This window comes from Pseudomonas sp. AC355 (assembly GCF_979258205.1).
This window is the reverse complement of the sequence record NZ_OZ409843.1, coordinates 1,401,718-1,415,459: the sequence shown is the minus strand read 5'-3', so window position 1 is coordinate 1,415,459 and position 13,742 is coordinate 1,401,718. Positions and strand designations below refer to the sequence as shown.

Annotated in this window: 11 protein-coding genes and 1 pseudogene; 2 read left to right on the top strand and 10 right to left on the bottom strand. The window is 57.0% G+C overall.

Going from position 1 to position 13,742, the window contains the following annotated elements; all coding sequences use genetic code 11:
• Nucleotides 1–12 precede the first annotated feature (12 nt).
• From ACZ0AI_RS06725 to hemA, 3 genes are read right to left on the bottom strand one after another with little or no spacing between them, the layout of a single operon-like run.
• Entirely contained in the window at nucleotides 13–1,083 is a 1,071-nt protein-coding gene (locus ACZ0AI_RS06725; protein WP_463565086.1) for a Gfo/Idh/MocA family oxidoreductase, read from the bottom strand.
• Nucleotides 1,080–1,583, bottom strand: coding sequence for a GNAT family N-acetyltransferase (locus ACZ0AI_RS06720; protein WP_463565085.1), 504 nt, complete (start codon nucleotides 1,581–1,583; stop codon nucleotides 1,080–1,082). Before ACZ0AI_RS06720 ends, ACZ0AI_RS06725 begins: the two co-directional genes overlap by 4 nt.
• Before the next feature lies 1 nt (nucleotide 1,584).
• On the bottom strand, nucleotides 1,585–2,817 hold the full coding sequence (gene hemA / locus ACZ0AI_RS06715) for a 5-aminolevulinate synthase (RefSeq protein WP_463565084.1): 1,233 nt from the start codon (nucleotides 2,815–2,817) through the stop codon (nucleotides 1,585–1,587).
• A 155-nt stretch (nucleotides 2,818–2,972) separates the two neighbouring features.
• On the opposite strand from hemA, the gene ACZ0AI_RS06710 reads away from it, so the two are divergent.
• Nucleotides 2,973–3,875, top strand: coding sequence for a helix-turn-helix transcriptional regulator (locus ACZ0AI_RS06710; RefSeq protein ID WP_463565083.1), 903 nt, complete (start codon nucleotides 2,973–2,975; stop codon nucleotides 3,873–3,875).
• Here ACZ0AI_RS06710 and ACZ0AI_RS06705 read toward each other — a convergent pair.
• The 6 genes and pseudogenes from ACZ0AI_RS06705 to ACZ0AI_RS06680 form a co-directional block, all read right to left on the bottom strand.
• Complete coding sequence (locus tag ACZ0AI_RS06705) at nucleotides 3,834–5,783, bottom strand: DUF3363 domain-containing protein (protein WP_463565082.1); 1,950 nt, start codon at nucleotides 5,781–5,783, stop codon at nucleotides 3,834–3,836. The two genes, ACZ0AI_RS06710 and ACZ0AI_RS06705, sit on opposite strands and share 42 nt — an antisense overlap.
• A 292-nt stretch (nucleotides 5,784–6,075) precedes the next feature.
• The gene (locus ACZ0AI_RS06700; protein ID WP_463565081.1) at nucleotides 6,076–6,594 is read right to left on the bottom strand and encodes a S26 family signal peptidase; all 519 of its coding nucleotides are present in this window, start codon (nucleotides 6,592–6,594) and stop codon (nucleotides 6,076–6,078) included.
• Entirely contained in the window at nucleotides 6,591–6,833 is a 243-nt protein-coding gene (locus ACZ0AI_RS06695; RefSeq protein WP_042554255.1) for a hypothetical protein, read from the bottom strand. The genes ACZ0AI_RS06700 and ACZ0AI_RS06695 overlap by 4 nt, the downstream gene beginning before the upstream one ends.
• Complete coding sequence (gene parA / locus ACZ0AI_RS06690; protein ID WP_042554254.1) at nucleotides 6,830–7,468, bottom strand: ParA family partition ATPase; 639 nt, start codon at nucleotides 7,466–7,468, stop codon at nucleotides 6,830–6,832. Before parA ends, ACZ0AI_RS06695 begins: the two co-directional genes overlap by 4 nt.
• A gap of 232 nt (nucleotides 7,469–7,700) precedes the next feature.
• Nucleotides 7,701–8,533, bottom strand: a pseudogene (locus ACZ0AI_RS06685) (replication initiator protein A).
• Nucleotides 8,534–8,544: 11 nt separating this feature from the next.
• A complete protein-coding gene (locus ACZ0AI_RS06680) occupies nucleotides 8,545–8,826 on the bottom strand; it encodes a helix-turn-helix domain-containing protein (RefSeq protein WP_463566062.1) in 282 nt (93 codons plus the stop codon).
• An 806-nt stretch (nucleotides 8,827–9,632) separates the two neighbouring features.
• Between ACZ0AI_RS06680 and ACZ0AI_RS06675 the strand changes: the two genes are divergently transcribed.
• Entirely contained in the window at nucleotides 9,633–11,186 is a 1,554-nt protein-coding gene (locus tag ACZ0AI_RS06675; RefSeq protein ID WP_463565080.1) for a sensor domain-containing diguanylate cyclase, read from the top strand.
• Between the two features lie 247 nt (nucleotides 11,187–11,433).
• Here the strand turns inward: ACZ0AI_RS06675 and ACZ0AI_RS06670 are convergent, their stop codons facing one another.
• Nucleotides 11,434–13,353 carry a TonB-dependent receptor gene (locus ACZ0AI_RS06670; RefSeq protein WP_463565079.1) on the bottom strand — a complete coding sequence of 640 codons (1,920 nt, stop codon included), beginning with the start codon at nucleotides 13,351–13,353 and terminating at the stop codon, nucleotides 11,434–11,436.
• Nucleotides 13,354–13,742: the final 389 nt, after the last annotated feature.

The following is a 13,742-nucleotide window of genomic DNA, read 5'->3' as shown; positions in this document are numbered from 1 at the left end:
TTGAAAATATGTTCAGCCAAGAATTTCGAGGTTGCTGTCTTCAGCCAGCAACGCGCGTTCACCGCCGCGGACATATCGGGCCGGCGGAGCCGTTTTCGCTTCGATTTCTATGGTGTTGAGCAAGCGCTGGAGAGCCAGGGCGGTGCTCAAATCTGCAAAGCCTTGTCGCGGAGGTTCCTTCATGCTCACAGCGCGCACGGCTTGCAGACACAACCTCGACAGCTTGTGCAGGGTCTCCAGTCCCGGCGTGTCGGGAGCGGTGGTGAACGCGTGCAGAAGAGCTTCAGATCCGTCGGCATTACGCGTCCAGATTCGTAATTGGTCGTGGTCCCAGCACGGTGTGTCGAGCACCAGCCGCGCATGGATCAATTGCGAGCGGTGGTCCACGAAACTGAAATCCACGGTTCGTTGGCGGACGATATTTACGAAGCTGCTGAAGCCTGTAACCCGCGCCTCGCCCATGCTTGCAGTGAGCTGTACGCTGTCGAGCACATTGGTGCCCGAGATTGAAAAGTCGGAGCGCACGCCCTGAATTCCGTGCAACTCTAACTGGCCGGCACGGGGGGAAATCCAACTGAGCAGATCCAACGCATGGATCGCTTCGCTGATTACGCCGCAGGTAGGCCGGTAGTCATTGATGCGATCTTTGCCCCAGTGAAAGCTGGCCCGAACCAGTTCCCAGTTGTGCCGCTCGACCCACTCTCGTAGTTGCCGGCAGGCGTCCGAATAACGTTCAACCAGATCTAGGGCGAAGCCGCTGACATCTCGCATTGCATCTGAAATCGCATCTAGGTCGTCATCGGGTGTCGCCAGCGGTTTCTCGCAAATGACGAATCCCTGGTATCCGGCCAACTGCTGCAAAACCGAGGCATGGCTGTGATCATTAACGCTGACCACCACGATCTCTGGGGAAAACTCGGTCACCGCTCGACTGACGCAGTCGTAGTAGGGCAGGTCGGCTGTTCTTTTCTGGCGACTGACATACGCCAGCCTCACCGATATACCTGTGCTGGTGGCGATGTGTTCGAAAGCTCGGTGGTAGCGGTTGCCGGCGTAGCCTAAACCTATGATCAGGATCTTCATGGCAAGGTCTCCTGTCGGATCATCAGGCTCTCGTCACTCCTGATAAAACCCAGATCCTGGTACAGAGAGTCAGCGACCTTGGTGCTTTGCAGTACCACTGCCGTAACGCCACGGTTGGCAAACCACCGGAGCAGGTGCTGCATCATCTGCCGAGCAATGCCGAGATTGCGCCACTGAGACTCGACCACCACCGATTGCACCCAACCGGACAAACCATTGAGGCAGCTGGGGGCAGGTGCACGCTGGTCAATGATGGCCGTCGCGCAGCCCAGTACCTGGCCGGACAGCTTGTGTTCAGCCGCTACTATCTGGACGCTATCGCTCTCGCTCAAATGGCTGATAAGCCAGCTACGATAGGCCGCCCGCCAGCGCGTTGAGTCTTCAGGTGTTTTGCTCGAGTAGCTTGCGTTGGTTCCTTCAATGAGCTGCGCACGCAGCTCCACTAAACAGGCCAGATCGGCCGTGCTAGCAGGTCTCACGATGAAAAGAGGCTGTTGCATGTCAGGCCACCTCCGTACCAAAGGCCTGCGATGCCAGGGGGATGGTGAAATGATCGAAGGTCTCGCGAAGCGAAATGGCTAGATGCTCGATCTGTTCTTCGCTGTGATTGGGTGTCGCATTGACGCGGAAGCGTTCAGTGCCGACCGGCACAGAGGGAAAGTTGATCGGCTGTAGGTAAACACCATGCTTGCGCAGCAGGCGTTCCGCCGCTGCCTTGCACCGTGTTGCTTCGCCAACCAACACCGGGAGCACGTGCGTTTGTGAACACGGCATCACCGGTATGTCGTAGTGCTTGAGACGCTCACGTAGCAAGGCAGTTTGGGCGTGCAGGCGTTCACGCTCCGAGCTACTTGCCTTTAGGTGTTCCACACTCGCCAAGCAGCCAGCGGTGACTGCGGGCGGTAGCGAGGTGGTGAAGATGAAGCCGGTAGCAAACGAGCGAACTGAATCAATGATGATTTGGCTGGCAGCTATGTAGCCACCGATGACGCCTATGGCTTTGGCCATTGTGCCCTGGATGACATCAACCTGATCCGCCACGCTAAGTTCAGCGGCAACCCCGGCACCTCGTGGCCCATACATGCCCACCGCGTGCACTTCATCTAGATAGGTAAGGGCGTTATGACGTTTGGCGACACTGATAATCTCGGCGATGGGAGCGATGTCGCCATCCATTGAGTACACCGACTCGAACACCACGATTTTCGGCCGATTCGATGGGTAACCGGCAAGGATCAACTCAAGATCTTCTACATCGTTGTGGCGAAAGATTTTGCGTTCGTTGGGTGTCGAGCGAATGCCGTTGACGATAGAGGCGTGATTTAGCTCATCGCTGATCACGACGCAGTCCGGAATGCGACGCAGTAAACATTGAAGCGTCGCGTCGTTGGATCCAAAACCGGTGGGGAATACCAGCGCAGCTTCCTTTCCGTGCCACTCCGCCAGACTAGCTTCCAGGCGGGTATACACCTCGTGTGATCCGCCAATATTGCGCGAGCCACCTGAACCAGCCCCGTAGGCATCTAATGCCTTGTGCATCTGTCCACGCACGGCGGGGTGTTGGGACATCCCGAGGTAGTCGTTGCTGCACCAAACCACCACGGGTTCCTGGTTGCCATCCTCAAGACGGGCAAGTGGATATTGACCGCAAATGCGACTGAGCGTCGTGAAGGTGCGGTATTGGTTCGATGACTTTAGGGTCTCAAGTTGTTTTTGAAGAAGTGCCTGGTACATCCGTATATCTCCTTAGCAAGTAATGCTCGTCGACGTGCGTTTCCTCATCAAGCAAAAGCCCCTAGCTCGAGTTATTACGGCCAGGTCGAGGTATTCTTCTTCGGATTTATGGGGGTTACAATTTGACTGTTTATGCTATTACTGGAGGTAACCGGATGAGCGCACCCCGCACCCTTGAGCGCACGCGACTAGAGTTGGCCGAGTTTCTTCGCAGCAGGCGTGAACGGTTGTCGCCAGCAGATGTTGGATTGAGTGCCGGCGGGCGTAGGCGGACACCTGGCTTGCGCCGTGAAGAAGTGGCCGCTTTGGCGGGAGTGGGTTTGTCCTGGTATACCTGGCTGGAGCAGGGCCGAGACATCAGCGTGTCAGCTACTTTCCTGGACAACCTATCGCGTACGCTCAAGCTCGATGCGACCGAGCGGCGTCACCTGTTCTTGTTAGCGCACCAGCGCCTACCGCCGGAACCTGGGCGCACTTGGTGTGTGGTTCCGCCGTTGATCCACAGGCTGATGTCCGACCTACCATCTCGGCCTGCTTACGTGCTTAACCTGCGCTGGGATGTGCTGGCGTGGAACGGTGCCGCAGATCGGGTATTCGATCTGTCATGCCATCCTGCCGAACAGCGCAACCTCCTTTGGTTGTTGTTCACATGTCCTGCCATGCGTGAACTGTTTCAGCCGTGGAACCAGCAGGCGCTCCAGATGCTGTCCAGTTTTCGCCGCGACTTCGTTCGTGCCACTCAAGATGCGGATATCGTAGCGCTGGTCAAAAACCTGGAAAAAGTCTCTCCGGATTTCAAGTCGTGGTGGCGGCAACAGGATATTCACGGACCCTGTCAGGGCATTCGTTACCTGCGGATCCAGGGCGTGGGTGAGGTGGAGTTCGAGCACACCACACTCACCATCGATGAAGACAGACACCTACGCCTGGTTTACTACGCAGCAAAGGAAGGTGAGCCCCAAAGCAATGTTTTTGAACAGTGGCTGAAGGAAGAGACTGCCCACTCCTCAGTAGCCTTAGCCGATAGCGGGGCCTCGCTGACGGCCGATCTGCCATGACACGCTGTTACCTCGAATCACTGCTGATAAGTTCTGGCCAAGTCGCTTGTCGATTACAGGCTTCCATGGCACCAGGCAGAAGCCCGCGCCGTCCTCTAGCAGCGCGTAGCGGCCACTGGCTAACTGTAGGCTGCGCCGGTAAATGCCACTAACACGTTCACCGTTGACTGGGACGCGATACCGCAAGCCGGTGTTCTTTGATATCTCGCGTGCGGTCGCAGTCAGCTCCCGGTCGCGTAACGTGGCGAGCAGGTTGCGAGTAAGCATCAAGCGCTGCCCCTCGCGCTTTGCGAGTCCCTGTTCAACCAGGAAGTCAGAGCGCCGTTCAAGAGCATCCCGCACTTCCTTTCCGAACCCGGTTGATGCGATATCTTGCCGACGGCTGAGCAGTTGCTCATCGAGCCAGGTGGCTCCGACAGTGCGCAACTGCCGCTCGATAGGCAGTGGTGTACGCAGTTCAACGGCTGTGCCACCAGCTACGGATTTGTCGTACTGATGGCCCCGTTCAGGCAAGTCTTTAGGCACCTGCCAAAGCCCCTCGCCAACGCGCTGTGCGATATCAGCCCGACACAGGGCTTCCAGACGCCTAACATGCCGCTCGACTATCGCGTCGGGATCTTTCGAGTGGTTACCTCCGATCCGAATCAAGGCTCGGTGATGTTCTGCGCTGTAAACACCTGCTTGGGCCAGTTTGCTAATGGAGGAGTCGATTGCTCGGGGTTCGTTGCGCGTGCGAGTTTGCACCACTGCGCCGATTGGATACATGGCCAACTCCTCACGTGGAGGGAGCTGGAGATAGTGGGCCTTGCCGTCCAGCCCATCGACGATCAGGTAGCCACGGTCGTTGAGCTCGTCTGCTAATCCTTTGGCTACAACCCGGCCCGTAACCTCGTGACTGCCTACGCCGGGTTGAAATACGGACAACTCGCGGGTGATGCCACTCATGGCACGCTGCATCGTTCGAACAATATCGCCGCGTTCGCCCATCGCGCGTAGCGTGCGTTGCGCGTCCTGGTGCAGAACCCATTTCGTATTACCGCTCTGGTGTGCCAAACCCAGTTGCTCAAGGTGCTGCAAACGGCCTAGCAACATCTGTCGATTGCCATGACCGGCTAACGCCTTAATCGGCAAGACCCCAGCCTGGCACTCACGAGTGATCATGCGATCCAGACTCGTCCAGCGATCCTGTGTCACCTCGCGCTGCAGTCCACGCTGAATTTCCAGCTCAGTCCGAGGGCCAAGCCATTCCGTCGCGAGCTCAGCAGCTCGGTTGCGCATGCCTGTTGCGATGTAATCGCGGGCGATTACCAGATCCTTACCTGTGTCGTCCTTACCACGTAGGACGATGTGCGTATGGGGGTTATCGGTGTTCCAGTGGTCGACGGCTACCCATTCAAGGCGGGTGCCTAAGTCGGCTTCCACCCGACTCATCAGATGGCGGGTGTAGGTGCGCAAGTCGTCAAGCAGTTCAGCATCCTCCGCAGAGACGATGAAGCGGAATTGATGCCGGTCGTCTCGGCCTTTTATCTCGAATGCTTCAAGGTCGGCCAGATCCGTTTGCGGGCCATAAGCCTGGCCCGGATCACCCACGCGACTCACACCGTCGCGCTCGATGTAGCGCAAGTGGCTCCGAGTAGAATGCTTGCCTGCGCGCTGCAAATTCACCAACCGGGTCTTGATGGTTACGCGGCGAGCCAGGGGTGATAGCTGCTGAGCGCTGAAACGCGCAGCAACATGACCTCGACCAAGCCGAGCGCCCGGCTGGTGGCCAGATTTACCGCCACTGCCGAACCCGGCTTTGTTTGTTTGTCGCAGTACCTGATTGATGAAGCGCTGATCCCCTTGTTTGACCTTTCCTGGTCGCAGGCGAAAGCCCGCCTCATGGTTTTCTCCTACTTCTTTTTCCATCCTGAAGGATCCTCCAGAGTGAACGAAACTCGCGTCGACTCCTTGATCACTGGCGCTTAGCACCATTGATGACACCTCAGCGCGCACTGGCAGTGCCGCGCATACCCCTCGTACAGGCTGGCCTCATGCGCAAACGTAGTGCTGCGCTCTTTTATCTTGCCCTCTGCTCTTACCCGGTATTTTCGTCATGTCCTCGCTAACATTTACGCCAATGAAGCGCTCGATCCGCATGTAGTGCCGAGGCCTAGCCATGGGTCAGCAGAGGCCAGCGACCGACACCTGGTGATCGCGCTCATTGGTGTTTCGGCTGTCGCAATGGCAACGCACGTCCGATCACCGCATTGATACGGACGGGGCCGAAGTAGCGGCTATCAAATGACTCAGCGTTTAAAGTGCTGAGCAGGAGCAGCTCATCTTCAGACAGCCGCCGACATGCGTGCCAAGCAGGCAGTGGTCTACCGAGCCGATCGTGGCGCAACTGTCTGGCAACAACCTTGCCGTCGACGATTACGTTCCGTTGCTCCACGCACACTCGTTGCGGTGCGACCGCTGCCACCGGTTTCAGTAACGGAACCGTCGTCGGTAGGTAGCCGCGTTGCATCGCGAGTGTCGAAGCGTTCGCGGGCAGCCGAATGAGCACCCAGTCGCCAGGTTTGAAGAGGCTTGCCGCATTGATGCGGTACCAACCCTTAGGAACACTCGTTGACGCGTTGTAGACCAGCATGGGATGAGGGCGGTCGAGGGAAACGTAACCGAGTGCAATGACCGCAGCTACTGAGAGCAGCAATAGCGCAATTGCTCGCCGGGTCACGATGAGCCCTCCGGAAAGGCATCCTCCAGCACATCGCGCAGCATTGCTGCCATCGTGATGCCGCGATCAAACGCAGTCCGTTTGATGCGCGTGCGAAGGGCTGGCGTGATGTCCAATGTCAGGCGTGCGCTGTAAGGTCTGGCGTTGACGATGTCATCCAGTGAGCCTTGCACAATCCACGCTTCCGCATCCGGGTTGGCCAAAGGCCGAGCGCCTATAGCGATACGTTTGTTGCTCATGACGGACTCCTCAAAAGCTCATCGACCAAGGCACTGATCTCACGCGCGGCGATGCTGTCTGCCGATAGTTCACGTACCAGCCGACCAGCTGCCACGCTCTCGGCGAACGCGATGCGTTGACGGATTTCGGCCTGCATAGCGGGCAATGATTGTTCGGCAAGCGCACTGCGCGCTTCCCTTCCGATGATCGTGGTACTGACGCGCCGATTGATGACAAACGCTGCGTGAAGCGCGGGACGAAAGACCTGTGCTTCTCGAATCAGATTGAGCATCTCGGCGCTGGCCCAGAGGTCGTAGGGGCTTGGTTGAACAGGGATCAATACGCGGTCAGCGGCAAGCAACGCAGAGCGGGCGAGGGCGGCGATTCTAGGTGGCCCGTCAATGATCACGTGATCGGCGCGCTTGGCCAGTTCAGGCACTTCTTGATGCAGTGTTTCTCGCGCAAGACCTACGGTGCTGAAGAGCCTGGGATATCCCTGCTGGCTGCGTCGCTGTGTCCAGTCCAGAGACGAGCCTTGAGGGTCTGCGTCCAGCAACAGAACGTGATAGCCGCGAAGCGCCAATTCGCCCGCAACATGTGTGGCCAGTGTGGTTTTGCCCACACCGCCTTTTTGATTGAGCAGAGCAAGAATCATGCGCCTACCTCCCTGATGCCCTTACGCGATGCGGCGCTATTTCCTCTCGCCCAGGGTGCCCTACAACAAAAAGTTAGAGCTTTTAAGTTAGTTAAGTTAAGGGGCGTGCAAAGCCCCGCAGGACGTGGGCTGTAGCGGATTCGTTGCGTCTGATAGCACGATAGTCGTGCGCCTGATAGCACGAGCCTGCTTGCGCCTGATAGCACGAAGGGTTTCACAGCTTTTGCGCAGGTTATCCCCGTGCCGTTTGCGGCACGGGCTTGAAGGCGAGGATCTCGGTGGAGGGGGGAGACTGACGATCTCCAACTGATAGCCAGGCAGTGACTGTCGAGCTACCAAGGCTCGCAGATCCAGAGCAAAATCCGAGTAACGTGCCGTGCTTCCCGACTTGCGATGCAAGTGCCGGAAGTCGAACTGCCAGCCGTCTTCTTGCCGGCCCGCATGCTTGCGCACCAGGCGGTACATCCAGCGCTCTATGCCGCCTTTGAGACGGAAGTAGGCCGGATCGATCGTCAGCACCAACGCCTGATCCAGGACGCCGCTGTAAAACCAGTCGGCAAGGATCAGCTCGATACCCATAGGGCGACCGTCCGTGGCAGCCAGCTCTTTCCATTCGTTGATCCACGAAAACCGGTGCAGCCGTCGACCCGTTATCTCCCGGATAGAGGTCGCCACGCTGGTTGATTGCAGGCGATCGAGCGCTGCCTTCAGGCGCTGATAGTCGCGCGACGAGCTGCCGCGGCCGATGAAGCGCAATATCTCGTAAGGCGTTGCCCTCATAAGCCGAGACGTTGGTATACCGGCATCGCGGGCTTCGACGATTTGGCTGGCAGCCCAGATCAGAATATCGGCATCCCAGATGGTGGCGATGCCGTGCTCCAGCGTCCCCTCGACGTGAACGGTCACCGATCCCGCATGAAAGTTGATGGGTACCGTCCGCCTTGACTTGGCCAGCGAGAAGAACGGGTGCGCCATCAGATCTTGTGCATCTCTCGGAGCCATATCGCCGGGCAGGGCACGAAACATGTCCATCTGCTCGCCTTGCGCGAGCGGAGAATTGCTCATGTAACACCACCTCACAGATCATCGCGATGCGCTCCTGGATGACGGCTTACGTATTCAGGGTCGAAGGTGGTCTCGAAACTGCGTTCGCTGGCCCATGCCTCTACGTCTATGAGTGCATACATGACCCGCCGGCCAAACTTGTGAAAACGAGGTCCGCCGCCGGTGATGCGCAGTTTCTCAAGCGTGCGTGGTGAAAGGCGTAGGTAGGCTGCTGCTTCGTTGTTGGTGAGATATCCCGCTTTTTGATTGGTCGTGCCTGCTTCAGGCTGCCGCTCATCTGATGCGGGTTTCAGAGCGTGAGAGTGAGGACCTGCTTTGCACAAACGCTTGAGATCAAAATCTGCACGCCGGTCACTGCGGTTGGGTTCTGCTACGTGCGACACAATGCATCCTCCGATGAAGTTGGGAGCTGCAGGCTGCGTCAGCAAGCGCATGTGATCATGCCGGATTGGGTCATGGCGGTTTCGAGCGCAAAGGATGTGGCAATTGATGCGCGAACAGTCAGAAGCTAGACGGGAGTGGGATCAATAGTGGCCGAGTCGGAAAATCCGCGGCCGTAAAAACGCAACGGCACGTAGCTGTGGAGTTACGGATTCAAGGTTCTCGGGAAATCCGCAGAACCGTAGGCACGGATTTCTGTAAATCTGTAATACCGCTTTTGAGCTTTTACGAATTCGAGGAAATAAGTCGGGGCGGAATTGCGCATTTACGGAAAAGACCATTGCCGCAATGGTCTTAGTGGGCGGTTTAAGCAGTGACACTGAGCGCCTGCGGCGCAGGTCTGGTCGCGGAGCAGAGCGCGATAGACACGCCATTAATGAGCGCGGCGAGCGTTAGCGTCAGATGCATTGATGGGTTATCACCGCCCAACCAGCCTCTCCTTGCCAGGCGCGCCGGCCGAGCGATGACAGGGGTTAGTATCTCATGGTGGTTTTCTGAGTGGCAGGGAATCAGGCTCAAATCAGGGTGTAGAAGTGAAGCTGGATATGAAGCAAGGAACAGCTCCCATTGGGATTGGCATGAAGTGAGCTGTCCATAGCTGGCCAGGCGCGGCTGGCATTGCGTACTGAATTTTTCCACGTTCCCTAGGGAGGCAGACGTGCAGGATTTCGCCAGGAGGCAAACGGATACGCCACCCAAGAGCAGTCATACACGGCGCATGCTCGTCTTCGTCGTAGCCTTCGTGTGCGCGCTACTAATAGCTTCCACGGCACTGCATGTGAGATGGGACAAATCGCAGGCGATAGCTCAAAACACAGAAGCAATGCAGACGCTTGCAACGGCACTGAGTAGCCAGGCTGAATCTACTATACGGGTCGCTGAGACAATACTGACCGCATTGGCTTCCAAGCATCGTCTGGGCGGTCATCGCGATGCGAACCTGCAGGAGCTGAACGAAATCGCGGCAGCCCAGATTCAGAAGCTCGGCGAGCTGGATGGGCTGTTTATGTCAGACGCGGCCGGGCGCTATTTTCTCACTACCAATGCGACTGACAAGGCTTTGAATAATCGGGATCGAGCTTATTTTCAGTATCACCAGACCACTAGCGATCCTGGAATTTATATTGGCAAACCGGTGAGGAGCAAAACCACAGGGGACTGGGTCATCACTCTGTCTATGGGCTTGTACGGACGTGAGGGTGATTTCCAGGGCGTGGTGCTCGCGACGCTGAACGTTGACCGTTTCGTTACCCTCTACCAATCGCTTCCACTCGGAGAGATGGGCATCGTGGTGTTGGCAAAGCGCGATGGAGCAATCCTCGCTCGGTCGGACAGCAATGCTGAAACCTACCTCACCAATATCTCCGAGAGCCCAATGCTGAAGATGGTGAATCAGGGCGTATCTAAAGGCTCGGTTGCCCTCACCGCAATCGTGGATGGTGTGCGAAGAATTTACGGATTTGACGCGAGTAACAAGTATCCCGTGCTTGTCGCCGTGGCGATGGCCGAGGTCGACGCGTTGACTGCATGGAAGCAGCGGGCCCGAACGATGTGGTCTTTTGCAGTTATAGCGACTCTGATCGTCGTCGCTATGGGTGCACTGGTCTTGCGTGCTCTGAGAAAACAGTCGGAGTTGGCAATCGAGCTGCTTGCTGCACACAAGTCGTTGTCCGCAGCGAACAAGACCTTGGCAACGCTGGCATCTGAGGACGGGCTAACCGGCCTGGCCAATCGAAGGCACTTGGATGAGCGCCTGGAAAGCGCCTTTGAACAAAGCCTTACCGAGAGCGCGTCTTTCGCGTTCGTGCTGATCGATGTGGATTACTTCAAGCTCTACAACGACACGTATGGTCATTTGATCGGCGACAGAGCATTGATCGAGGTGGGGCGGGCGATGCGGCTGCATGTGCGCAAAGGCACCGACCTGGCAGCCCGCTACGGTGGTGAGGAGATGGCACTGATTCTCTGCGGGTTGGATGGCGGGCAGGCTTTTGCCATCGCGGAGAAAGTGCGCGGCTCAGTAGAACGTTTAGCCATTGAGCATCGCGAGTCTCCCTACCACTGTCTAACGGTGAGTATTGGCGTCGTCGCGGGCAGTGCTGGATCCAGTTTTAGTAGCGTAGAGGAGGTGGTAATGGCGGCCGACCAGGCGTTATACGCAGCAAAGCGAAAGGGCCGTAATTGTGTTGTGCTGGGCTCTTGCTCGTTCTGAGCTCTGTGGACGTCATGGCCGTTGCGCCTCTTAGACCTATAGGTCAGACACCATCGTTTGACCGGAAACAGAACCCTGTCCTCGGTCAAGTACCTGTAGGAGACTTTGAAGCTCTACCAAGCCGCTTTAGTGTTTTGAGTACGTCGATAACTGAGCAGTCGCTGGCGCATCTTTTGTGATGACTAGGTCGACGACAGCGACATGCACCAGTCCTGACAGCGTGTGACGTTAAGCAGTAGGACGATGGCTAGAAAAAATACCTGACCGATGCGCCCAGCGTTGTCGATGGCTGCGGAACGATCACCAGCCCACTTGTTGTGCCGTAGGCTACTTCGGTGCCATAACGGTGGGGTTGAAAAGTCCCATACACGCTGAACTGGTAGTCGCTGTAGTCATATGACGCGCGCAGGTCATACCGGGTATAGACCGGCATTTCCCTCTTCTCTGTCCCCACGTAGTAAGGGATCCCGGTGAGGTGGTAGGTATCGGCATTGAGCGTCAGCTGCCCCGCCATGAAGGCATCTTGATACTGCAGGCCGGCTTTATAGGTGTGCTCTGGGACTACCAACCTGTCGCCGGTACCAGCAGCCGGATTGTCTATCACCGCATCGATGATTCGGCCATAGCTTGCGTAGGTACTGACTGTGGATGTGGCTTGGTAGTTGAAGCTGGTTTCCACGCCTTTACGTGTGGTGTCGCTGACCTGCTCGAAGACCCCCGGTGAAGTTTGCAAGGTCTCGCTATCGTTCTGGATGTAGTAGAACTCGGTGGTGCTGGAGAAGCGCTCAGTCGGGCGTACGGTGAAGCCGATGTCATAGGACGTGACCTTGCTGGGCCGTACGCTACCGTTGATCCGACCACCTGTCTCGCTCGGCGGCAGAGCACCGCTGCTGCCGGAACTGATGTACTCCGCAGCTGGCGAACGAAAGCCCTGAGAAGCGTTGGTGAACACTTCGAACTGCTCGATCGGCGTCCATACCAGGCCGAGTTTCGGTGTGGTTACCGAGCTGTGGTAGCCAGTATCGGCGTTGCGAAACTTGAGGTTGTCGATGTCGTAGTCGAAGCGGTCGTAGCGAATGCCTCCCAGCAACTTCAGTGAGTCGACCGGCTTGTATTGTCCTTGGGCAAACACACCATAGGTGATCAGGTCTTGGTCGAAGTCAAAATAGAAATTGGGTGTGGGTTCGAAGTTGCGATATTGCTGGCGGTAGGCGTCGCCCTTGTCGCGGCGCACGTCGGCACCGACCATCAACGATGCCGAGTCCTCATAAACGAAGTTATAAGCCAGGCGCCCGCCGTAGATGTCACGATCATCCTTGCCGTAATTATGGGTGTTGGTACCATTGGAAATGCCGCGCACACGTTTGAAATCTTCGAAGTAAGCGGTGTAGTACAGGCCCTCGTCTCCTTCTGCGGGCGCGCGATTGAAGACGTAGGTGTTTCGGTTGGCATTGCCGAAGCCATAAAGATTGTCGGTGTCGCGGCGGCTGATCGTACCGGCCTTGAGAGCGGGTAGGTTCAGGTAGCCATCGTTCTTGAAATCCGATTCGTAGTGGCTGAAGCGCGCCGAATACTTCGCATCGCCAAAGACCTTAGAGAGCTTCCAGAAGTAGTTGTCGCGGTTGGTCTCAGCCGCTTTGCGGTAGCCATTGGTCTTGTAGATATCGGCCACGAACAGCGATTCGAAACCTTCATGCTCCCCGCCCAGCACCAGGTTGGTTCGACGGCCATCAAAGCTGGCGATATCCACACCAATGCTCGAGGCCACGTCCCCACCATCGAGCGTCTCGATGTTCACCGCGCCTGCGCGGTTCTGGTCGCCATACAGCGCAGATATCGGGCCTTTGATGACGTCGACGCGCTTGATCATTTGAGGCGTCAACCACTCAAGGAACACCGGGCCGTGGCCTGCACCACCCTGGCTTGAGGGAATGTTCTGCGGCACGCCGTCGACGTACACGGCCACGTCGGCGCCGTGAGTGCCATTGGTGGTGAAGCCGCGCATACGGAAGCCATTGCCGGTATCGCCCTGGTCGATGTTGTTGGCTACGACGCCTGGCACACGACGATAGATGTTGGAGATATCGCGATCTACGTTGAGTGTTCGAATATCTTCGTCCGTGATCGTGGTCACCGCAGCTGGCAAGCTGTTGGGAGCATTGCTCACTTTGCTTCGTGCCAGCGGTTTGATACGTCCCGAATTGCTTCCCTCACCAACGACTTCGATGGCTTCCAGCTCAGTGGCTTGTTCTGCCTCTGCCGCACATACCATTGTGCACGAGACCAAGCAGGTCAGTGCGGCGCCTCCAAGAATCCAATCCCTACCGCGATGCGCAGATCCGTACATGAAGCAGACTTCCTCAATATTGTTGTGGCGAAATCGCGAATGATAACAACGTTATACCATAACGGTACGAGTTGACTCATTAATGGATATATCCGCATCGGGTGTCGGATCAAACAGCCAATTGGCCATCTACGCTGCCCGAAGGGCGCAGCCGCGGGGAAGAAAACGGTTTGTCATCACTGGCTATGAAATGCCACCGGTCAGGAATC